The following is a 21749-nucleotide window of genomic DNA, read 5'->3' as shown; positions in this document are numbered from 1 at the left end:
GGCTGTTAACCGGTAGGTTGTAGGTTCGAATCCTACCTGAGGAGCCAGTTTTTATTATAAAAATTTTTTGATTTTAAAAAGAAGATTTTTGATTGAATTTGGCGCATTTTTATAATAGATTAAAAATACATGGGTTGACACGAAGGTGTTGAGTGATGTAAAATTAAAGTGTGCGGATGTAGCTCAGCGGTAGAGCATCAGCTTCCCAAGCTGAGGGCCGCGGGTTCAAATCCCGTCATCCGCTCCAAGAAAATAAAGGGTTCGAGGCATTTTACAAAGTGCCCGAACCCTTTTTTAGTGCCTATTTTGCCTCTTGACATAATTTTATTTTTTTATAAAAATTTAATTTGTACTGTTCTACACAATAATTTTAAAATGAGGGTGAAAAAATGCTTGCAGGAAAAGTGGCTATTGTAACTGGCGGCGCTGGGGATATAGGAAGGCGAATATGCATTGAGTTAGCGAAAGAAGGGGCTTCTGTTGCTATACACTACAATAGCAGTTACGAGAAAGCAGTGGAGCTTAGGGATTACATAAGAGAAAATTTCAGCTATGCAGAAATTTTCCAGGCAGATATAAGTAATAGAAAACAAGTGGACGAGATGATAGATGATATTTACAGAAAATTTGGCCGCATTGATTATTTGATTAACAACGCAGGAATCGCACAGATAAAACCTTTTGTAGAAATAACAGAAGAAGATTGGGACAGGATGATGAATGTCAATTTAAAAGGGCTTTTTAACTGTACTCAAAGTGTTTTAAGGTATATGCTACCCAAAAAGCAAGGGAGCATAATAAATATTTCTTCCATATGGGGAATTTCAGGGGCTTCCTGCGAAGTCCATTACTCTACCTCCAAGGGAGGAATTATAGCTTTTACTAAAGCTTTGGCAAAGGAGTTAGGACCTTCTAAGATAAGGGTAAATTGCATTGCTCCAGGAGTCATTGATACCCGTATGAACAGCATTTTAAATGGCGAAGAAAAAAAACAGCTCATTGAAGAAATCCCTTTGATGAGCATAGGGAAACCAGAGGATGTGGCAAATGCAGTTTTGTTTTTGCTCTCTGACAAGGCAAATTTTATAACAGGTCAAGTAATTACAGTAGATGGGGGTTTTATATAGAATTCTTTAATAAATTTACCTCTTCTTCTGTTAATTCTCGCCATTCACCGGGTTGTAGATTTTCATCCAGCACCAAATTTCCCATGCTCACCCTTTTAAGATATAAAACCTTTTTTCCAAGTGCATCAAACATTCTTTTTATTTGGTGGTATTTACCCTCAATTATGGAAATATAAACCTTAGAGATTTCAGAGGATTCAATTATTTCTAGTTCGGCAGGCATTGTCTTATAGCCATCTTCTAATATAATTCCTTCTTTGAATTTTTTAACGTCTTCTGTAGTAATTTTTCCCAATATTTCGGCATAGTATTTTTTTACTACCTTCTTCTTTGGAGAAAGAAGTTTGTGGGCAAGCTCCCCGTCATTTGTTATTATAAGTAGGCCTTCTGTGTCTTTATCAAGTCTTCCTACAGGAAAGACTTTCCTTAAAGCGATTTCCTCCGAGAGAAGGTCTATCACGGTTTCTTCAAATTTATCTTCGGTTGCGCTTACTACTCCTTGGGGTTTGTTCATCATCAAGTATATGAATTCTTTGTATTCTATCTTTTCTCCATCAAATAATACCTCATCTTTTTCTGTATCTACGATTTTTGAAGGGTCTAACACTGTTTCTTTATTTACCTCTGCCAAACCATCTTTGATATACTTTTTTACCTCTTTTCTTGTACCTATTCCCATATTTGATAATAATTTGTCTAATCTCATTTTTGCCATAACAACCCCTCCTTTTGTTGCGTATTAATTATACCACAGGTTGTTTTCTTTAATTAACTTTATTTTTAAAGTAGATTTCCAGTTTTAAAGGCGAATTAAGTATATAATTGGCGAATTAGGGAGATATTTTGCGTAAATTCAAGTAAAATAAACGATAATTCAAGTAAATTTTACTTGATAATTAAATTAAAATGGCTTATAATTTACTCAAGAATAGTAAGCTAACGTATAGGAAAACGATCATCAGGGGTGTTAAACTTGACTACTACAAAACGCAAAAAGGTTACAATGAAGGATATAGCAGAAAAACTAAATTTATCGATTAACGCCGTATCATTAGCTCTAAATGACAAGGTAGGAGTAAGCGAAGAAACCAGAAGAATAGTTATAAAAACTGCAGAAGAAATGGGATATTTTGAGGAGAACCCATCTTTTTTATCAAAAAACCACTTAAAAAACATATGCCTCATAATAGAGGAAAGGAATTTTAAGGACACCAATTTTTATACCAAAGTGATATGGGGAATTGAAAATGAAGCAAAAGCCAATGGATATGATGTTTTAGTTAATTTTATGAAAAAAGATTTATTTGAAGTGCCCTCCTGTATAGAGAACAGGAAGGTTTCAGGGATTTTGGTGGTGGGAACTATAAAAGACGAATTTCTTGCAGAAATTCTAAGTTACAATATTCCTACTGTTTTAGTAGACCACGCTTCTTTTATGTTTAGCACTGATGCAGTTCTTACGCAAAATATTCCTGGAAGTTATAGAGAAACGATGTACTTGATAGAAAAAGGACATAAAAAAATCGGATTTTTTGGAGAAAAAGACTTCTCTTTGAGTTTTAGAGAAAGATGGGTCGGCTTCAAGGAAGCGATGAGAGATGCTGGCCTGCCAGTAAACGAGGAATACTGCATCACAGAAGATGTTGAAAGATATGTCCTTAGTAAAGATTATAAAGAGGTTTCAAATCGATTAAAAACGTTGAAAGAATTTCCAACGGCTTGGGTTTGTAGTAATGACAGCAATGCCATTACTTTGTATAATGCTTTAAATTTATTGGGATTGAGAGTTCCAAAGGATGTGTCTGTTGTAGGTTTTGATGATATAGACATGTGTAATATTGTGACACCTCCTCTTACCACTATACGCATAAACAAGGAGCTTATGGGCATAAAAGCTGTAAAGAGGCTTTTATGGCGAATGGACAATCCTAAGGAGTTCCATGACCACATTAGAATGGAGGTGGGATTTGTAGAAAGGCAGTCAGTGAAAGAATTGGTGTAGTTTAATTTTTAGTCAAGTAATTAAAGAAAGAAGAGGGGGAAGAATATGAATAGTGTAATGAAAAAATTTATTGCGATTTTTGTAATTGTTTTCTTCACAGTTGGGATTTTCGCAGGATGTGGGCAGCAGACTAAAACGTCACAGGAGGCTAATCAAGAACCGAAACCGCAGGAAACTGTAAAAACCGGAGAGATAAGACTTGCTACGGATTGGCCATTTCCATTCCACGGTAATCCCTTTGGCCCTGGTGGTGTGGGTGGAGCTTGGTGGTTTGTATATGAACCTTTTGCCTATTATATTCCTCAGACAGGCGAATATGTACCTAGATTAGCTGAAAATTGGAAGATAGAAGGGAATAAGGTTACGGTTAATCTAAGAAAAGATGCAAAATTTAGCGATGGAGAACCTTTCACTTCTAAAGATGTGGTAAATACGGTAAATTTCATACAGGCTATGTGGCAGTGGCCCTATGACATAGAATCAGTAGAAACACCTGATGACTATACGGTAGTATTTAATTTATCGAAGACTAGTGCTCCTTCATTTGTTCATGTACTTTTGACAGATGGCGCAATGGCTTCTCTGGCACCTGTGCATGTATATAAGGATTTTGTAGATCAGGCAAAGGAAGTAGCAGATCTGGGGAAGAAAATTTATTATCTCCAGACGGATGGGAAGCCTGTTTCAGAAGATATGAAAGCAGAGTATGAGAAAAAGTCTGATGAATTTAGAAAAAAGGTCAATGACTTTGCACCTTTTAAAACATTAGGGAAATTGCCTGTAGTAGGATCTTTTGAGCCTACCAAAGTTACGCAGTCGGAAATGGAAATGGTGGCAAATAAATACCACTGGGCAGCTTCTCAGATGAAGATTGATAAGTTAGTGTTTAAGAAATGGTCTTCTAACGAGTTTGTGTGGGCGGCTTTGATATCCAATGAGATTGACGCGGCTCATCCTTCTATGCCTAAAGATGTTGTAGAGCAGCTTTCTTCGCTTAATCCCGATTTGCATGTAATTACGGTTTCAGACTTGTCGGATATCTCTTTGGTATTTAACTTCAAAAAGCCTTTGTTTAAGGATTTGAACTTGAGAAAAGCTATTGCTCATATTCTGGATAGAAACAAGATAAGAGATGTATCAGTATGGCAGGCCAACAGTTATGAAAACTATGCTGATGGTATTTTAAAGAGCATGGAATCTAAATGGATAACCCAAGATACACTGCAGAAACTGACAAAGTATAATACTGATACAGCTACCGCGGAAGAGATATTGAATAAGGCAGGTTACAAGAAGGTAGGTAATACATGGCAACAGCCTAACGGACAGCCTGTAGCCTTTACTCTCTCAGTGTATGGCCCTCATAACGACTGGGTATTAGCTGCAAGGGAGGTAGTTCAAGAGCTTAATAGCTTTGGATTTAAGGTAGAGATGAAGTTAATCCCTGAGGGGATGAGAGACCAGGTAATGAGAAGCGGAGATTATGACGCAGCTATTGAATTTGGTTCTGCATGGTGGGGTTATCCGCATCCTCTCACAGGCTATCAGAGGTTATATGATGGAGATGTTTCTGCAATAACAAGCTTCCCTGCAAAGGACAAATACAACACGCCGTGGGGAGAACTTTCTCCGTATGATTTAGTATTAGAATTACAGAAGAACTTACAGGATGAGTCTAAAGCAATGGAGATAATACAACAGCTTGCATACATTACAAACGAGTACTTGCCTGTTATACCTCTTTATGAAAAAGTGCTGCCGATTTACTATAACGACGGCTACAGAGTGAAAGGTTGGCCTTCCAAAGAGGACCCAGTTTGGTCACTGGCTCCTGGTGGAATTGAAAGGGTTTATAACTTATTAATCACAAAAGGAGAATTAGTTCCAGCAAAATAGAGAAGACAGGTAGGGATATGAGATGAGTTATTTTGTGAATAGAGTACTGTATTTGATTATTGTGTTTATTATCGCCATAAGCGGGGTATTTGTTTTAGTCAACAATATGCCAGGCGACCCCGCTTATGGCCTGGCTGTTTATATTGCTCAGCAGAGGAATATGCAGTTTGAACAGGCTCTTGAAATAGCTCATAAGATGATGGGAGTCGACCCTAATGAGCCTATTAGTACAAGATATGCAAAGTTTGTAAGTAATCTATTAAAAGGTAATTTTGGTTATTCAACTTTTTACAATACCAGTGTCAATGAAATTATAGCAAAAGCTTTGCCATGGACGCTTTTCGTTATATCTTTAGCTACTTTTTTAAGTTTTAGCTTAGGCATTTATCTCGGAGCTTTTGCAGCCCAAAAGAGGGGAAAATTTATTGACACTTTTATATCTACTATTTCCAGCATAATCCAGGCAGTTCCTCCTTTTATATTGGCAGTTTTAATACTATTTGTATTTTCGGTGAGGTATAGAGTTTTGCCATTAGGAGGAGCATATCCAGTAGGAATGAACCCCTCATTTTCGCTTGAATTTGTATGGAAAGTCTTTCTCCATGCTACAGGGCCTATTTTAGCAGTTGCTATTCCGCAACTTGCTTCTTGGACTTTATCTATGAGAGGAAATACTTCACAGGTCATGGAGGAAGATTTTATAAGGTTTGCTGAAATGAGAGGCTTGCCTGATTCTGTAATTGCTTCAAAATATATAAGAAACAATGCTATGCTTCCTTTAATAGCAGGGTTGGCAATAGGGATAGGCTACATGCTGGGAGGTCAGACTTTGGTCGAATCGATATTTAATTATCCGGGTATTGGGTTTTATTTTGGGAAGGCGATTGCTGTCAGAGATTTTGGACTTCTGACTGGGCTCTTTAGCTTGATAGTAATAGGTGTGATAGTGGCAACTTTTATAGCAGATTTTGTGTACGCATTAATTGATCCGAGGGTGAAGTTGAAATGAGAAAAGAAAGATTAAAGAATTTTTATTATGACTATGTACAGCCGCTTTTGGTAAATAAAAAATCGTTAATCGGGCTTTTGATACTGACATTTTTCATTTTAATGGCTACAATTGGTCCTTTAATTGTCCCTTTAGATATGACTTCTAATTTTGCAGAAAGGTATCAAAAACCTTCTTTGAAACATCCGTTTGGGACAGATTACTTTGGTGTAGATATTTTCCAGCAAATTGTACATGGTTCTAGATCTGTTATATCTCTTACAATGCTTGCCAGTTTTTTCGCAGTCCTTATAGGTACTGTGATTGGTGTTGCTCGAGGATACCTAGAAGGAGTTACTGGAAGGATAGCAGATGCTATAATAATGGTTTTCTTAGTAATTCCTTCATTTCCGGCCCTTTTGATACTAGCGGCTGTTTTTATGAATTACAATCTAAATGTGGTGGAGATAGCCCTTTTGGTGGCTATTTGGCTTTGGGCACCTTTGGCGAAACAGATTTCTGCGCAAGTGCTTTCTTTAAAATCAAAGGAGTTTGTAGAGGCCTCCAAGATGTTAAATATGCCTTTAAGATATATACTGTTCAGTGATATTGTAAAACTTTTGATTCCCTACATTTTTATCAATTTTGTGATGCAGTTAAAAGGAGCTATGGAATTTTCTGTAGGACTTATGTTTCTAGGGCTTGCTAAATTTGACCCAACTCATTGGGGCATAATGTTAAATTACGCCTTATATCAAGCGGGGGCTTTGTACACCGCTAAAGGGTTTCATTACATCTTCTTCATAATTTTAAACATTGTGCTTTTAATATACGGAGGAATACTCTTATCACAAGGGGTTGAAGAAGTATTCAACCCTCGTTTGAGGGGGAATGAGTAATTGAGCGTCATAATAAGAATCGAAGATTTAAAAGCGGTCTACCTTGTCAGGGAAGGTACTATAAAAGCTGCTGACGGAATTTCATTAGATATTTTAGAAAATTCTGTAACTGCTATTGTAGGGGAAAGTGCCTCGGGTAAGAGTACCATAATTGAGGCAATGACGAAGACATTGCCTCCCAACGGCCGGATTTTATCTGGACGGGTTATTTATAAGGGGAAAGACCTTCTTACCATGAAAGAAGAAGAATTGAGGAAAATTCGTTGGGAAGAAATTGCACTTGTGCCTCAGGCTGCACAGCAGTCGCTGAATCCCACGATGAAAATAATAGATCATTTTAAGGATACAGTAGAAGCCCACGGAATAAGGTGGAGCCATAGCGAGCTTGTGGAAAGAGCCTCTTTGAAACTTAAAATGGTTAGGTTAAATCCCGAGGCTGTATTAAATTCCTATCCTTTGCAGCTTTCTGGAGGAATGAAACAAAGGGTTTTGATAGCTTTGGCGCTTTTATTAGATCCTGCTGTATTGATTTTAGATGAGCCTACTTCTGCATTGGATGTTTTAACGCAGGCCCATATAATACAGCTTTTAAAGGAACTTAAGAAAATGTTGAAAATAACGCTGATTTTTGTGACCCATGACATTGCTGTAGCAGCGGAATTAGCCGACAAGGTAGCAGTAATATATGGGGGTAATTTAGTAGAATATAACTCTACTTTTCAAATTTTCAAAAACCCCCTTCATCCCTATACTAAAGGGCTTATAAATTCTATCATGGCTGTAAATGCTGATATGTCAAAAGTAAAGCCAATACCAGGGGACCCACCTAGTCTTTTAAATCCGCCTTCTGGCTGTAGATTTCACCCAAGGTGCGAGTATGCCATGGATATATGCAAAAAAGAAAAGCCCAGATGGATAAACCTTGACGGAGAAAGCTATGTAGCATGCCACCTGTATGAAGAAGGGAGACAACAAAGATGAGCAAGATAATTGAGCTAAAAGGGGTAAGCAAGATTTTTACAAGAGGTTTTTTGAAAAAACAGAACAAGTTGGTTTTAGATAATATAAATTTGGAGATTTCAAAGGGTGACAGACTGGTTATAGTAGGAGAAAGTGGCATGGGAAAGACTACTCTTGCCAGAATAATGGCTGACCTTGAAAAGCCCTCTAAAGGAGAAGTTTTGTGGTATAACGAGAATATGAGCAAAATAGGTGGAAAAAGAAAAAGGGAACTAAGGGGAAAAGTGCAGTACGTCCATCAAGACCCCTATGCATCCTTACATCCCTCCAAGACTATATATAAAATAATCGCAGACCCTCTGGCAAATGCAAAAAGGGTAAATGGAAAAACTCTTTATCAATCTACGAAAGAACTATTAGAAAAGATAGGGCTTGTTCCAGCAGAATACTTTTTCAACAAATATCCACACCACTTGTCAGGGGGTGGAAGGCAAAGGTTAGCCATTGCGAGGGCTTTGACTACAGATCCAGAAGTTATAATAGCTGATGAGCCTATAAGCATGATTGACATGTCGTTAAGGGCGGCCATAATAAAACTCTTTAAAGATTTAAACGACCTTTATGGTATAGCGATTGTGTTAGTGCTTCATGACATAGGGGCTGCAAAGTATTTTACTTTTGAAAAAGGCCAGGTTGCAGTAATATACGGTGGGAAAATAGTGGAAAAAGGAGAAGGCAGAAAGGTATTGGAAAATCCTGTGCACCCTTATACTCGAGTTCTAATTAATTCTAGTCCTATCGCAGATCCGGAGCTTGCAAGAAACAGGGTATTGGAGGAATTAAGGTCTTATGAAGTACCAATAAGGACTCCGGAGAGTAAAGGATGTCCCTTTGCTCATGCTTGTAATTATTACCAAGATATATGCCTTGAAGAAAATCCTCCTTTAGTTTCGATTGAAGAGGGACATGAGGTAGCCTGTCATGTTTTTGGAAAGAAAAGGTGAAAAATAGTGAGTGATAAACTGGCGTTTTCTCTATCCATTTTAGTTATTTTGCTGTCTTTGATGTGGTTTGCGGTCTTTAAAAGGCCCGGAGGAGAATTTACTCTTGTTCTAGTGTCTATAGGATTTGCGCTTGCTACAATTGGACTTGTCCTTTTGTCAAACAGGTCAAAAAGAAGAAAATGAGGGGACTTTTGATGAATAGATTTTTTCTCGGCGGGATTATATTATTGTTGATTTTTAGCTTAATAATAGAAGAAGTCTTAGGGGCGACACAAAAAGCTATTGAACAGATAAAAGTTCAAAGAATTGAGAGTATGCCAGATTTGCCTTCTCCTCTACTTATCAGGGATTTTAAAAAGATAGCTATTGACTACGATAAATTTGTTTTTGATTTTGAAAGAAGAGGGGTATTTTTACCCCTCGGTTGGTGGGATAAGACTCATTACAACCTTGATTCAGATACATTTGGACTCTTGACTTTTGTAGGGAGTAAAACACAGTTTGATATTGATGGTAAACCCATAGATGGTTCACAAGAAGGTATAAATTGTATAGCAGCAGTTTTAAGCGCTACTCTTGTGGGTATAGATAAAAGTAGCCAAAGAGGGTACAATTATGTGAAAATGACACAGACTTTTTTCAACAAAGAAAATAGGGAATATCTAGTTTTAAACAATCCTTTCACTACAAGTGGGAAAAGTTTTTGGTATGAAATTTTTCCTCATATACTCTTTTATGGGTTAGTTTATCATTATAAAGATGTGGAAGAAATGAGGAATATAATGAAGATAACCGCTGATAGGTGGCATGACGCGGTTTTAAAATTATCCGGAGCCGGGGGCATTCCTAACTTTAATCACACGGCATTTATGTTTTCTGTGATGGAACCTGTGGACAACGGTCGCTGGACAGAACCGGATGCCGCTGCTGGTGTTGCTTTACTAGAGTACTGGGCATATAAAGAATTCAAAGACCCTAAATATCTTGAAGCTACAAAACGTGCCATGAATTTTCTTGAGATTATAGATTATAACCCTATTTACGAAGTATTAGGATATTTTGCACCTTATGTGGCAGCAAGACTTAATGCAGAAGAAGGAGTCAATTATCCTGTTGAGAAATTTATGGATTGGGTTTTTAACAGAGAAAGTGATGTAAGACCGGGGTGGGGGATGATTACAGGTAAATGGGGAGAATATACGGTAGATGGCCTTTTTGGGAGTATAACAGATGGAGGAGGATACGCCTTTTCAATGAATACTTTCGATGCAGCTTTTGCACTTGTTCCAGTTGCCAGGTATGATTTAAGATATGCGAAAGCAATAGGCAAGTGGATGCTTCATCTCACCAACAATGCTAAACTTTTTTATAAGGATTGTTTACCGGAAGAAAATCAGTCCTCTTATTGGTGGAGGGAAGAACCTTCTTATGTTATTCCTTATGAGGGCTTGAGGAAAATAAAAGATGGTAGAAGTCCTTTTGCAGGGGGAGATGGATGGGGAAAAACCGATTTTTCTCTATATTCAGGCTCTCACGTAGGTTTTTTAGGTAGTATTGTTTCAAAAACAAATATAGAAGGAATCCTCCAAATAGATTTAACAAAAACAGATTTCTTTAAAGATAGGTTTTATCCCACGTATCTTTATTACAATCCCTATGATGCCGATAAAGAAATAATCATAGAGTTGGGAGATAAACCAAAAGATGTATTTGATCTTTTAAAGGAGGAATTTGTCCACAGAGATAAAAGCGGGAAAGTAAATATAACAATACCTGCAAAAGAAGCTCTAGTAGTAGCTTTTACTCCTCCAAAGGGGAAGGTTAAGCATCAGAATAATAAGGTTTTAATAAACAATATAGTAGTGTCTTACAACCATTTTAGCGATGGTAAAGATTATAAAAAGAGTTTTAGCAGTTTTTCTCCGTGGATTTTAACTTTATTTCTAACATCTATTGGTGTAGCTACTATGTATATAGTACGAAAAAATAAGAGGCGGAGGAGATGAGATGAGGTTTAGAAACTTTATCTTGGGAGCTAATTACTGGCCAAGAAATCATGGAGTTAATATGTGGAAGGAGTGGAATTATGAAGAGGTTAAAAGAGAATTTATGGAAGCTAAAAACTTGGGACTTGATGTAATGAGAATAAATCTTTTTTGGGAGGATTTCCAACCTCAGCCAGAGGTTATTTCGGAAGAAGCGGTTAAGAAATTTGATGAACTTATAAACATATGTAAAGAAGTGGGTATAAAAATAGCTCCTACTTTTTTTGTTGGGCATATGAGCGGTGAAAACTGGGATGTTTTGTGGAGACAAGGAAGGAACATATACAGTGATCCTTATATGTTGAGATATCAAATTAAGTTGGTGAGGTTTTTTGCCGAAAGATATAAAGATGAAGAAGCAATTCTCTTTTGGGACCTTTCCAATGAACCAGATAATTATGTCAAAGCAAATTCCAGACATGATGCGTGGCTTTGGAACTATGTTCTGTCAAATGAGATAAAAAAATATGATAAAAATCATCCTGTGACATTAGGGATTCATCAGGCCTCGCTTCTTACCAATAATAATTTTTATCCAGAAGATATGGCGGAAGGAAACGACTTTCTATGTATGCATTTTTATCCCATATACACCGATACTTGTATAGATCCTGTAAATTCCACGAGGAGTACGTATATGCCTTCTTTCTCTGTTAAGCTTACAAAGGGAATGGGTAAAAAGGACGTCTTGATGGAGGAGTTTGGAGCAACTACTCTCATGATGAGTGAAGAAGTGGAAGGCGAATACTACAGGGTGGTCCTGTATAGTCTTCTTGCAAACGAGTCTATGGGGGCTATTTCGTGGTGTTTTGGCGATTTCTCCGTAGGAGAAAGGCTTCCGTACGATTCTACCCCTTTTGAGACTCAATTTGGAATCACGACAACAGAGGGTAGACCTAAAAAAGCTGCCCTTGAAATGAAGGCTTTTTCTGAATTTTTAAAAATAATAAATTATGAAAAACTTAAACCAAGAGAGAGTGAGGCGGCAATAATAATTCCTGACAAATACTATGAGGCCCTGTTTGTAGGAGAAGACTACAAACCAGAGAGGAATTTCCGGATTTTGCTTAACAGTTTTATACTGGCCAAACAAGCTGGTCTTGATGTTGATTTAATAAAACCAGAGGATGACCTTAGAAAATACAAGGTGTTAATTGTGCCTTCTGCTTATAGAAAAGGGCATCTTACTCACTCTCAATGGCTTAAAATAAAGGAGTTTGTTAAACAAGGGGGTACTTTATATCTTTCTTACGATGGGATTGCAGTGGAGGATCTGGAGGAGGTTTTTGGAGTAAAAATAGATTACTTCATGGTGCCAAGGGAGGAATTTGTTGAAATTGAATCGACGAATTTGGCCACTAAATTTAGATATAAAGCACTTCCTTTTAATAAGAGGCTAATTTTAAAGGTGAAAGAGGGGGAAGTGTTTGGGGTCGATAAAGAAGGAAATCCCTCCATAGTAGTAAATAAATATGGGAAAGGAAATGCAGTGTTTGTCGCATATCCTATAGAGCTTTATTTAAGTTACATGCCGGATGTGTACAAAAAAGACCAGAGTTTTAAAATATACAAACTTTTAAAGGAATTAGCAGACATAAAATATCAATTAGAGGTGAATTCTCCTTATTTAGAAATAAAAGAATTCCATAATGAAGAGAATGTATTGTTTCTTATAATAAACCATGAAAATGAGGAGGTGAGAGCAGAGGTAAAATTGGGAGATAAAGAAAGCTTTAATGAGAAAATTGTAGATATAATAGAGAAAAAAGATATTAACCTTGAAAATTTCATAATTGGTCCCAATAAGGTAGTTGCATTTTGGCTCAAAAGGGGGTATAAATGATGTTCAGATTGGAAAGATTAAAGGATAAACCCATTTTAACTCCAATAGAAGAGCACGAATGGGAAAGAGCTGCGGTTTTTAATGCTGCCGCTATATATGAAGAGGGGAAAGTACATCTTTTTTACAGGGCTTCTAATAATAAGTTTGTACTTGATACAGAGAAACCAGAGGAAAAAAACAAATTTGTGTCTTCTATTGGATATGCTGTTAGTGAAGACGGCATCCATTTTCAAAGGTTTGACAAGCCTGTGGTAGTTGGGAAAACTCCACAAGAAGCTTGGGGAGTAGAAGACCCCCGAATCACTAAGCTGGATGGGAAATACTATATGCTCTATACAGGATTTGGAGGCAGGGATTGGTTGGATTTTAGAATTTCTATGGTATGGTCAGAAGACCTGAAGAACTGGGAAGGGCATAGAGTAGTACTGGATGAGCCTAATAAGGATGCAGCACTTTTACCTGAAAAAATAAATGGGAAGTACGTCCTTTTTCACAGGAGGATGCCTGATATTTGGATTGCTTATTCGGAGGATTTAATCAACTGGTATGACCATAAGATTATAATGTCTCCCAGAAAAGGATGGTGGGATTCTAAAAAGATAGGTATAGCGGGGCCCCCACTCAAAATGGAGGATGGCTGGCTTTTAATCTATCACGGTGTGGATGAAAACAATGTGTATAGATTGGGAGCAGCGCTTTTGGATTTAAAGGACCCTTCAAAAGTTATAGCAAGGCAAGAAGAACCTATTTTAGAACCGGAGTTACCTTGGGAAAAAGAAGGATTAGTGCCAAACGTGGTATTTAGCTGTGGTGCTGTAGAGATAGATGGAATATTCTATGTCTACTACGGCGCAGCTGATACCTGTATAGGTGTTGCAGCTGTTGAAAAGAAAAAAGTAAAATTTTAAAAAGGAGTGTAGAAAGTGATAAAGTTAAGGAGATTATCGGACAAACCTGTTCTCGTACCAAAACCGGAAAATGAATGGGAAAAGGCTGCAGTTTTCAATACGGCAGCGATTTATGACAATGGCCTTTTTCACCTTATCTACAGAGCTACAGATTTAGGGCCTCATATGAAATATGGAAGGTATATTTCAAGATTAGGATATGCAGTAAGTAAAGATGGCATAAATTTCATGAGACTTGACAAACCAGTAATGACAAATGAAACTGAGCAGGAATTAAGAGGATTGGAAGACCCAAGGATAGTGAAGATCGACGGCATTTATTACATGGTGTATACAGCTTTTGGAGATAGGTTTGAGGGCGACTACAGGATTTCCCTTGCTATCTCTAAAAACCTTATAGATTGGGAAAGAAAAGGTGTATTGCTAGATGAGCCCAACAAAGATGCTTCGCTCTTTCCGGAGAAAATTAATGGGAAATATGTGCTGCTTCACAGAAGATACCCGGACATATGGATAGCTTTTTCAGAGGATTTAAAGAACTGGTATGGGCACAAACCTATTATAAAGCCTATTCCTGGCACATGGGAAAGCGCAAGAGTAGGGATAGGGGGACCCCCAATAAAAACGGAAAAAGGGTGGTTCTTAATATACCATGCGGCAGATGAGAACAACGTCTATAGATTAGGTGCAGCACTTTTAGACTTAGAAGATCCAAGTAAGGTGATAGCGAGACAAAAGGAACCTATTTTAGAACCAGAACTACCTTGGGAAAAAGAAGGATATATACCGAACGTGGTTTTTAGCTGTGGCAACGCGGTGAAAGACGATACAATATACGTATACTACGGAGGAGCAGATACTGTGATTGGGGTTGCTGTTCTAAATATGGAAGATATAAAATTTGATACTAGACAAACTACCCTTATTGCTTTATAATCTTTATTGTTAGGAAAAGTCTCCGTTTTCGGGGACTTTTTAAATTGTTTAAAATGTGGTATCGTTTACTAAATAGACTGGGGGGATTTTATGAGCTTTAAAATGCCAAAAGACATAGCTGATGGCATGATCAATTTAGGTAAGACAAAAGTGCAATTTTCTATTAAGAAGCAGCTTCTTTTAGGTTTTTTAGCGGGAAACTACATAGCTTTTGGAGGTTTTTTGGCTATTAGAGCAGCGGGAAACCTTCCGGAAGAATTTGGAAGCCTACAAAAATTGCTTTTTGGTGCCGTATTTCCATTAGGGCTTATACTCGTTATTATAGCAGGGGCAGAACTTGTTACTGGAAATATGATGACACAACCTATAGCTTATTTTGATAAAAAAATAAATTTGAGAGAGCTTTTAAAAAACTGGACCTTTGTATACTTAGGGAATTTTATAGGAGGCTTGTTTTTTGCGTATTTCTTAGCTTACAAGACAGGAATAATAATGGAAGCAGGGAAAGTAGGAGAGGTCTCGAAGGCTTTTCCATGGGCTATATATGCTGTTAAAATAGCAAATGCCAAAGTCAATTTATCTTGGGGAGAAGCATTTTTAAGAGGGATAGGTTGTAATTGGCTGGTTGCTTTAGCAGTGTGGATGGCTTATTCGGCCGATGATATAATAGGCAAAATTTTTGCTATATGGTGGCCTATAATGGGCTTTGTGGCCATGGGCTTTGAACATTCTGTGGCAAACATGTTTTTCATTCCTCTCGGAATATATGTAGGTCAGGATCCGGTTTACATAGATTTTGTCCATAGTGCAAAAGGTGTTCTTCTTGCTGCACCAACTTTGAAAGCTACCTGGTATAGTTTTATCGTCAACAACTTGATACCTGTTACACTTGGGAATATAATAGGAGCGGGATTTTTTGTGGCTTTAATGTATTGGTATATTTACAAAAAATAATACTGGGGAATGCATAAAAATCCATTTGAAAATTCTAAAAATATACCAAGGAATGAATATCCAGCACCATGAGAATTTAGCTTTATTATTAGGTGCTGGGTTTATTTTTGTAAATATTTTACTTTAAAAGACTTGACATGCCACATTTTCTCAATTATAATATTTTATAGACTAATTTTGCTACAAATCTATTAGCAGCCCAATCTTTAGAGTGCTAATATCATTTTGCCTATCCAGCTTCATATCTTTCTTCTTCAACATGAGGTTTTATTAAAAAGGAGGGGTTTTTATGAAGGCACTCCTTTTAGCAGGGGGACTTGGGACTCGGTTAAGACCCCTTACTGACGATTTACCAAAACCCATGGTTCCCATCTTGGGAAAACCTCTTTTAGAGCGGATTATTTTAAATCTTAAAAAAAGCGGAGTAGATGAGGTGGTAATAAGTACCCATTACAAATCTGACTACATTGAGAATTATTTCAAGGATAAAAGTAAGGAACTAGGGGTAAAGATTAATTATGTCATCGAAGAGACTCCTTTGGGGACAGGTGGAGCCATCAAAAACGCCGAAAATTTTTTTGATGATACTTTTCTAATTCTCAACTCCGATATAGTAAGTGATATAGATTATGCGGACCTAATAAAGTATCATAAAAGAAGGAGAGCACAGGTTACGATTGCTTCTATAGAAGTGAGAGATACTTCGCAGTATGGAGTTATAGAATTTGACAATAAAGGATTTATTACAGCCTTTAAGGAGAAGCCAAAACCAGGTGAGTCGAATTCTAAGTATATAAATGCAGGAGTTTACGTTTTTGAACCGGAAGTTTTAAAAGAGATTCCCGCTAATACCCAGGTTTCTGTTGAAAGAGAAACTTATCCTTTGCTTCTTTCAAAAGGCTACAAAATGGCTATATACAAATTCACAGGTTACTGGATGGATATAGGAACTATTGACAAGTACAAGAAGGTACATGAAGACATCTTGAAGGGCAAATCTAGGTTCGTGACAGGGTTATCTACAAGGGGAATAATACTTGGAGAGAATGTGAAAATACATCCGACAGCCAGCGTTATTGGACCTGCTTATATTGGAGATAATACAGAAGTAGATGCTTATGCCATAGTAGGTCCTTATACTGTTATAGGGAATAACTGCAGGATTGGGCAGGAAAGCAGGATTTCTAATAGTGTACTTTGGGACAACATAAAAGTTAGAAGATTTGCAAGATTGGAAAATAGTGTAGTTACTTCAGAGTGTGTCGTAGAAGTCAATATGGAACTTAAGAACACGGTTTTTACTGCAAATAAATTAGCTAATATCACGCTTACACCTTGATACTAAATAAAGGGGGGATACATATGAGCATTCTGGGGAGAAATGTGGCATTTTTGAGCACATATCCTCCAAGAGAATGTGGTATAGCCACCTTTACACAGGATTTGGTAAATGAAATAAAAAAGATAAAGCTTATAAATTTTTCTGGTGTTATAGCTATAAATGACCACAAAAAATATGATTATGATGAGGATGTAATGTATGAAATAAATCAATTCGAGAGAGAAGATTATTTAAAGCTTGCGGAAAAGCTTAATCATTCTAACATAGACCTTCTCATAATAGAGCACGAATACGGAATATTTGGTGGAGAAAGTGGAGAATATCTTCTCGATTTAGTTAATAATCTTTCAATACCTTTTGTAGTGGCCCTTCATACTGTACTTCTCAATCCAAATGAAAAGCAGTTGAAAATTTTAAAAGAACTTGGCCAGAAGAGTGCTAGAGTAATAACAATGGCTAGAAATACGATTCCTGTTCTCGAAAAAATCTATGGAATACCCTATCACAAGATTACCTTCATACCCCATGGGGTTCCAACTCTCCCAGTACTTCCAAAAGAAAGCCTAAAAGAAAAATATGGTTTCAAAGGGAGAAGAATAATAAGTACTTTTGGGCTTATAAATCCAGGTAAAGGCATAGAATATGGTATAGAAGCCATAAGTATCGTGGCCAAGAAATACAAAGACGTGCTTTATCTTATTTTGGGACAAACGCATCCAAATATAAAAAGACTTTATGGAGAAGAGTACAGAGAAAACTTACAAAAGATGGTTAAAGAATTGGGTGTAGATGAAAATGTGAAATTTGTGGATAAATACCTTACGAAGAAGGAAATATTAGAATATTTGAAGATGTCAGATATATACATGACACCTTATTTAAATAGAGAACAAGCAGTAAGTGGTACACTGGCTTATGCAGCAGGACTCGGTAAGATAATAATCTCTACTCCTTACATGTATGCTGAAGAAATCTTAGGAGAAGGGAGAGGACTCCTTGCAGAGTTTAGAAATGCCAAGTCCTTGGCCGAAAAGATTGAATATGTATTCGAACATCCAGAAGAAAGGGCTAGAATGGAAAGCGAAATGAAAAAACTTGGAAGCACTATGACATGGAGCAATGTGGCTTACAGGCATGTAATAATGATTTTATCTGTTTTGGACGTGAGGACGAAGGAGGAAGTGGTCATATAAAGGAGGGGGTTTAAATGAGGGTTGCGACTAAATACGCTCACCTTTTTACTCTAACAGATGATACAGGAATCTTTCAGCACTCCCTCTATTCTGTCCCCGACCCTTCTCAAGGATATACCACAGATGATAATGCTAGGGCGGCCATAGCCGCTGCTATGCTTTATCAGGTTTACAAGGGAGAAGAATATCTATCACTTCTTAGAAGATACCTTTCTTTCCTGATTTATGCTCAGAATAAAGAAGGTTTTTTTAGAAACTTCATGAACTACAATAGGAAATTTACAGAAAAAAAGGGCTCTGAAGATTGTTTTGGAAGAAGTCTTTGGGCTTTGGGATATCTTCTTAATGTTTCTTTTCCAGATGAGTCCTTTCACAATGTCGCGCTGAGACTTCTTGAAAAGGCTTTTCCTAATATTAGTACTTTAAAATCCTTAAGAGGAAAAGCTTATTCGTTGATAGGGATTTCTTTAATTTATAAAGCAGGAACCTTTGAGTTTGATACTGGTGAAATAAAAAATCTTATAAGGTATTTTTCACAAGACCTTATTGAAAGCTACTACAAAAACAGAGAAGAAAATTGGGAATGGTTTGAAGGACAAATGACCTATAGCAATGCAGTTCTACCTTGGGCGTTGTTAAGGTCTTATGCAATACTCAAAGATAAAGAAAGTCTAAAAGTAGCCGAGGCATCAATGGAATTTTTGGAAAGTGTAACTTTTAAGGATGGGTATTTTAAGCCTATAGGGTGTAAAGGATGGTATAAAAAGGGTGATAAGAAGGCAGAGTTTGATGAGCAACCTATAGAAGCTTGTGAAACAGCCCTCATGTATATAGAGGCTTATAAAATTTTCGGCAAAGAAGAATATTTAGAAAAAGCTAAAAAGTGCTATAGGTGGTTTTTAGGGGATAATTCTCAAGGGATTTCCCTGTTTGATGAGATGACAGGTGGATGTTATGATGGGATTACAGAAGACGGGGTAAATTTGAATGAAGGAGCCGAAAGTCTAATTTCCCTTATAATTACTGATATGATTGTAAATCATACTGCAAAAGTTTATCGATGATCTCCCTTCACTTTTTCTTTTCCTTTTGTGAAATCTTTTTGAAAGGAGGAGAGAAAGTTGAGAGTGGGGGTCTTCTGGAGAAGGTTTAGGAATGTGGAACTTCAGAAAAAACTCACACCTGATAAGGTTTATGACGATGCTTACGAGGAAGCTTATCATCATTATGAGGCGTTAAAAGAAGCGGGATTTGACGCTGTTTTGATAGAGTGGAAAAATGACCCTATAAAGACTTATGAAACTATTAGAAAAGAAAAAATTGACATAATTTTTAACGCTTCGAGCTTAAAAGAAATAGAATTTTTAGAATTATTCGACATACCTTATGTGGGGTCTGGGATTGACTTAGCAGCAACTGATAAAAGAATGAGGAAAGACATTGTGGCAGCTCATGGACTTCCTACACCCAAATACGTCGTTGCTTACAATTCTAAAGAAATTCCTTCTGTAGACCATCTAAAATTTCCTCTTTTTGTAAAGCCAATAATGGGCAGAGGTAGTGCGGGGATAGATGAGGAAAATATAGTATACGACAAAGCCAATCTGCCTAAAGTTGTGAGTAAAATAACCGATAAAATAGGACAGCCCGCTCTCATTGAAGAGTTTATTGAAGGACGAGAAGTGACGGTAGGAATAATAGGTTATAAAAATCCCGTGGTTCTGCCGCTATTGGAGATAGGTTATAACAATGTCAAAACAAATACCTATGAACACAAAATGTTTGACAATGAAATAATAAAATGCCCTATGGAAGTTCCAAAAGAAGTAGAAGATAGGATAAAAGATATTGCTTTAAAAATTTTTAGAGTATTGAATGCAAGAGACTATGCAAGAATAGACATGATTTTAAGCAAAGACAATGTACCTTATTTCCTGGAACTTAATACTTATGCTGGGCTTACCACTGCCTCTGAAAAAGGTGAAAGATATGTACACCACGGTTATATGGGATATATGGCAAAAGCTGCCGGTATGAATAGAAGAGAGTTTATAGGTAAGATCTTAGAGAGTGCCCTTGAACGGTATGATTTTGAGAACAGAAAGCTTCTTTTGGCATGAGATTTGATTTTTAAGCAAACTTTATATATACTTAGAATAAGGCGTGCTTTGCCTTATTTTCTTTTTATTTATAAAGGAGGTAATTTTATGAATTTTCAAAATAAAGTTGTAATAGTGACAGGTGGAGGGCAGGGAATTGGAAGATGTATTGCCCAAACTTTTGCTGAAAAAGGAGCAAAAGTAGTGATAGCTGATATTGATGAAGAAGCAGGGATAGAAAATGAAGAGTACATAAGGAAAAATGGGGGAGAAGCCCTTTTTGTGCATACAGATGTTGCCTTAGAAGAAGACGTAAAAAACATGGTAAATGAAACCATAAGAGCGTATGGGAAAATAGATATATTGATAAACAATGCGGGGATAGGTTCTAAAGGTACGATTTACACTAGGCCTATGGAGGAATGGGATAGGGTCATAAACGTCAACTTAAAAGGTGCTTATATGTGTGCAAAGTATGTGGCTCCATATATGAGGGATAATGGGGGAGGGGTTATAATAAACATAGCCTCCACAAGGGCTTTTATGTCGGAACCCCACACAGAGCCCTATTCTGCTTCGAAAGGAGGACTTATAGCTTTAACGCATTCTCTTGCAATAAGTTTGGCTTATGATAAAATAAGAGTGAATTCTATAAGTCCTGGCTGGATTGAAGTGTCCGAGTGGAAGAAATCAAGAGAAGCTAAAAAACCTGAACTCACTGAACAGGATCATCTACAACATCCGGCAGGAAGAGTAGGCAAACCGGAAGACGTGGCAAATGCGTGCCTTTTCTTGTGTTCTGAAGAAGCTTCTTTTATAACAGGGACGAATTTAATTGTCGACGGCGGCATGACAGTAAAAATGATTTATCTGTAGAGGGAAGGAAAGCAGATGAGCAGTACAAAGGAGAGGATATTTAAGGCTGCTTTAGAGACTTTTTCTAGAAGAGGGTTTTACAAGGCTACTATGGATGAAATTGCTGAAGCTGCTGGTGTTGCCAAGGGTACTCTTTATTATCATTTTAAAAGCAAAGACGACATACTGGATTTTTTGATAGATGAGGGCATAAAAAGATTGAAACAGCAAGCAATAGAGGAAATAAGCAAGGTTAGTGACGCGATTGAAAAACTCAAAAAAATTATTTTTGTTCAAACCAATTTTCTTTATAAAAATCACGATTTTATAATAGTACTTTTGAGTCAGATATGGGGGCATGGAGATGTTCCGCAAAAATTCAGAGAAAAGCTTTCAACTTATTTAGAAATTATTGAAAAAATAGTTAAAGAAGGTAAAGACCAAAAACTTTTGGCGGATTGTAATGAAAAACTGGTGGCAGCAGCATTTTTTGGGATGACTACTTCGATTCTTGCCTTAAAAGTAATACGAGAAGAGAATACTCTTGATACTCAAGAAATAACAGATACCGTCTTCAATTTTGCCTTAAATGGTTTGAAGTTTTATCACTAACACCTCGAAAGAGGTGTTCCAGACTGTTGATAAAGTTTAAAAAGTGGCATTTTGTGTGTAAATGCGACTTGTTGTCAAAGCGGTAA

General features: G+C 37.0%; 20 protein-coding genes and 1 tRNA gene. 20 read left to right on the top strand and 1 reads right to left on the bottom strand.

Annotated elements, in window-relative coordinates; genetic code table 11:
* Positions 1–172: 172 nt before the first annotated feature.
* Both ACPLVE_RS08920 and ymfI read left to right on the top strand, forming a co-directional pair.
* A tRNA-Gly gene (locus ACPLVE_RS08920) sits at positions 173–247 on the top strand.
* Between the two features lie 142 nt (positions 248–389).
* The gene (gene ymfI, locus ACPLVE_RS08915) at positions 390–1127 is read left to right on the top strand and encodes an elongation factor P 5-aminopentanone reductase (RefSeq protein WP_424611212.1); all 738 of its coding nucleotides are present in this window, start codon (positions 390–392) and stop codon (positions 1125–1127) included.
* Here ymfI and ACPLVE_RS08910 read toward each other — a convergent pair.
* Positions 1120–1842, bottom strand: coding sequence for a pseudouridine synthase (locus ACPLVE_RS08910; RefSeq protein WP_424611211.1), 723 nt, complete (start codon positions 1840–1842; stop codon positions 1120–1122). The genes ymfI and ACPLVE_RS08910 overlap by 8 nt on opposite strands.
* Before the next feature lie 258 nt (positions 1843–2100).
* Between ACPLVE_RS08910 and ACPLVE_RS08905 the strand changes: the two genes are divergently transcribed.
* The 18 genes from ACPLVE_RS08905 (at position 2101) to ACPLVE_RS08820 (ending at position 21663) form a co-directional block, all read left to right on the top strand.
* Positions 2101–3129 (top strand): LacI family DNA-binding transcriptional regulator, encoded by a 1029-nt coding sequence (locus tag ACPLVE_RS08905; RefSeq protein ID WP_424611210.1) that lies wholly within the window; start codon positions 2101–2103, stop codon positions 3127–3129.
* 45 nt (positions 3130–3174) lie between these two features.
* Complete coding sequence (locus ACPLVE_RS08900) at positions 3175–5025, top strand: ABC transporter substrate-binding protein (RefSeq protein ID WP_424611209.1); 1851 nt, start codon at positions 3175–3177, stop codon at positions 5023–5025.
* Positions 5026–5047: 22 nt separating this feature from the next.
* Positions 5048–6034 (top strand): ABC transporter permease, encoded by a 987-nt coding sequence (locus ACPLVE_RS08895; RefSeq protein ID WP_424611208.1) that lies wholly within the window; start codon positions 5048–5050, stop codon positions 6032–6034.
* The gene (locus ACPLVE_RS08890) at positions 6031–6912 is read left to right on the top strand and encodes an ABC transporter permease (protein ID WP_424611207.1); all 882 of its coding nucleotides are present in this window, start codon (positions 6031–6033) and stop codon (positions 6910–6912) included. The genes ACPLVE_RS08895 and ACPLVE_RS08890 overlap by 4 nt, the downstream gene beginning before the upstream one ends.
* Entirely contained in the window at positions 6913–7893 is a 981-nt protein-coding gene (locus ACPLVE_RS08885; RefSeq protein WP_424611206.1) for an ABC transporter ATP-binding protein, read from the top strand.
* Complete coding sequence (locus ACPLVE_RS08880) at positions 7890–8876, top strand: ABC transporter ATP-binding protein (protein WP_424611205.1); 987 nt, start codon at positions 7890–7892, stop codon at positions 8874–8876. Before ACPLVE_RS08885 ends, ACPLVE_RS08880 begins: the two co-directional genes overlap by 4 nt.
* A 6-nt stretch (positions 8877–8882) precedes the next feature.
* Complete coding sequence (locus ACPLVE_RS08875; RefSeq protein WP_424611204.1) at positions 8883–9059, top strand: hypothetical protein; 177 nt, start codon at positions 8883–8885, stop codon at positions 9057–9059.
* Positions 9060–9070: 11 nt separating this feature from the next.
* Positions 9071–10882, top strand: coding sequence for a hypothetical protein (locus tag ACPLVE_RS08870; RefSeq protein ID WP_424611203.1), 1812 nt, complete (start codon positions 9071–9073; stop codon positions 10880–10882).
* A 1-nt stretch (position 10883) separates the two neighbouring features.
* A complete protein-coding gene (locus ACPLVE_RS08865; RefSeq protein WP_424611202.1) occupies positions 10884–12764 on the top strand; it encodes a beta-galactosidase trimerization domain-containing protein in 1881 nt (626 codons plus the stop codon).
* A complete protein-coding gene (locus ACPLVE_RS08860) occupies positions 12764–13672 on the top strand; it encodes a glycosidase (protein ID WP_424611201.1) in 909 nt (302 codons plus the stop codon). Before ACPLVE_RS08865 ends, ACPLVE_RS08860 begins: the two co-directional genes overlap by 1 nt.
* 15 nt (positions 13673–13687) lie before the next feature.
* Positions 13688–14608: a glycosidase gene (locus tag ACPLVE_RS08855; RefSeq protein ID WP_424611200.1), complete on the top strand. Its 921-nt coding sequence runs from the start codon at positions 13688–13690 to the stop codon at positions 14606–14608.
* A 90-nt stretch (positions 14609–14698) separates the two neighbouring features.
* Positions 14699–15562 (top strand): formate/nitrite transporter family protein, encoded by an 864-nt coding sequence (locus ACPLVE_RS08850; protein ID WP_424611199.1) that lies wholly within the window; start codon positions 14699–14701, stop codon positions 15560–15562.
* 289 nt (positions 15563–15851) lie between these two features.
* The gene (locus ACPLVE_RS08845) at positions 15852–16901 is read left to right on the top strand and encodes a sugar phosphate nucleotidyltransferase (RefSeq protein ID WP_424611198.1); all 1050 of its coding nucleotides are present in this window, start codon (positions 15852–15854) and stop codon (positions 16899–16901) included.
* A gap of 23 nt (positions 16902–16924) precedes the next feature.
* On the top strand, positions 16925–18097 hold the full coding sequence (locus ACPLVE_RS08840; RefSeq protein ID WP_424611197.1) for a glycosyltransferase family 4 protein: 1173 nt from the start codon (positions 16925–16927) through the stop codon (positions 18095–18097).
* A gap of 14 nt (positions 18098–18111) precedes the next feature.
* On the top strand, positions 18112–19161 hold the full coding sequence (locus ACPLVE_RS08835) for a glycosyltransferase (protein ID WP_424611196.1): 1050 nt from the start codon (positions 18112–18114) through the stop codon (positions 19159–19161).
* A 57-nt stretch (positions 19162–19218) separates the two neighbouring features.
* Complete coding sequence (locus tag ACPLVE_RS08830) at positions 19219–20217, top strand: D-alanine--D-alanine ligase family protein (RefSeq protein ID WP_424611195.1); 999 nt, start codon at positions 19219–19221, stop codon at positions 20215–20217.
* 87 nt (positions 20218–20304) lie between these two features.
* On the top strand, positions 20305–21072 hold the full coding sequence (locus ACPLVE_RS08825) for an SDR family oxidoreductase (protein ID WP_424611194.1): 768 nt from the start codon (positions 20305–20307) through the stop codon (positions 21070–21072).
* A 15-nt stretch (positions 21073–21087) separates the two neighbouring features.
* The gene (locus ACPLVE_RS08820; protein WP_424611193.1) at positions 21088–21663 is read left to right on the top strand and encodes a TetR/AcrR family transcriptional regulator; all 576 of its coding nucleotides are present in this window, start codon (positions 21088–21090) and stop codon (positions 21661–21663) included.
* Positions 21664–21749 lie beyond the last annotated feature (86 nt).

The organism is Caldanaerobacter sp. (assembly GCF_049701115.1).
Taxonomy (GTDB): domain Bacteria; phylum Bacillota; class Thermoanaerobacteria; order Thermoanaerobacterales; family Thermoanaerobacteraceae; genus Thermoanaerobacter.
This window is presented reverse-complemented; position numbering and strand designations above follow the sequence as displayed.

Bases quoted from the DNA above. Each gene is read 5' to 3' on its own strand.
- ymfI (WP_424611212.1), top strand. From the start codon at position 390: ATGCTTGCAGGAAAAGTGGCTATTGTAACTGGCGGCGCTGGGGATATA.
- ACPLVE_RS08910 (WP_424611211.1), bottom strand. From the start codon at position 1,842: ATGGCAAAAATGAGATTAGACAAATTATTATCAAATATGGGAATAGGT.
- ACPLVE_RS08900 (WP_424611209.1), top strand. From the start codon at position 3,175: ATGAATAGTGTAATGAAAAAATTTATTGCGATTTTTGTAATTGTTTTC.
- ACPLVE_RS08895 (WP_424611208.1), top strand. From the start codon at position 5,048: ATGAGTTATTTTGTGAATAGAGTACTGTATTTGATTATTGTGTTTATT.
- ACPLVE_RS08890 (WP_424611207.1), top strand. From the start codon at position 6,031: ATGAGAAAAGAAAGATTAAAGAATTTTTATTATGACTATGTACAGCCG.
- ACPLVE_RS08880 (WP_424611205.1), top strand. From the start codon at position 7,890: ATGAGCAAGATAATTGAGCTAAAAGGGGTAAGCAAGATTTTTACAAGA.
- ACPLVE_RS08870 (WP_424611203.1), top strand. From the start codon at position 9,071: ATGAATAGATTTTTTCTCGGCGGGATTATATTATTGTTGATTTTTAGC.
- ACPLVE_RS08865 (WP_424611202.1), top strand. From the start codon at position 10,884: ATGAGGTTTAGAAACTTTATCTTGGGAGCTAATTACTGGCCAAGAAAT.
- ACPLVE_RS08860 (WP_424611201.1), top strand. From the start codon at position 12,764: ATGTTCAGATTGGAAAGATTAAAGGATAAACCCATTTTAACTCCAATA.
- ACPLVE_RS08850 (WP_424611199.1), top strand. From the start codon at position 14,699: ATGAGCTTTAAAATGCCAAAAGACATAGCTGATGGCATGATCAATTTA.
- ACPLVE_RS08845 (WP_424611198.1), top strand. From the start codon at position 15,852: ATGAAGGCACTCCTTTTAGCAGGGGGACTTGGGACTCGGTTAAGACCC.
- ACPLVE_RS08840 (WP_424611197.1), top strand. From the start codon at position 16,925: ATGAGCATTCTGGGGAGAAATGTGGCATTTTTGAGCACATATCCTCCA.
- ACPLVE_RS08835 (WP_424611196.1), top strand. From the start codon at position 18,112: ATGAGGGTTGCGACTAAATACGCTCACCTTTTTACTCTAACAGATGAT.
- ACPLVE_RS08825 (WP_424611194.1), top strand. From the start codon at position 20,305: ATGAATTTTCAAAATAAAGTTGTAATAGTGACAGGTGGAGGGCAGGGA.
- ACPLVE_RS08820 (WP_424611193.1), top strand. From the start codon at position 21,088: ATGAGCAGTACAAAGGAGAGGATATTTAAGGCTGCTTTAGAGACTTTT.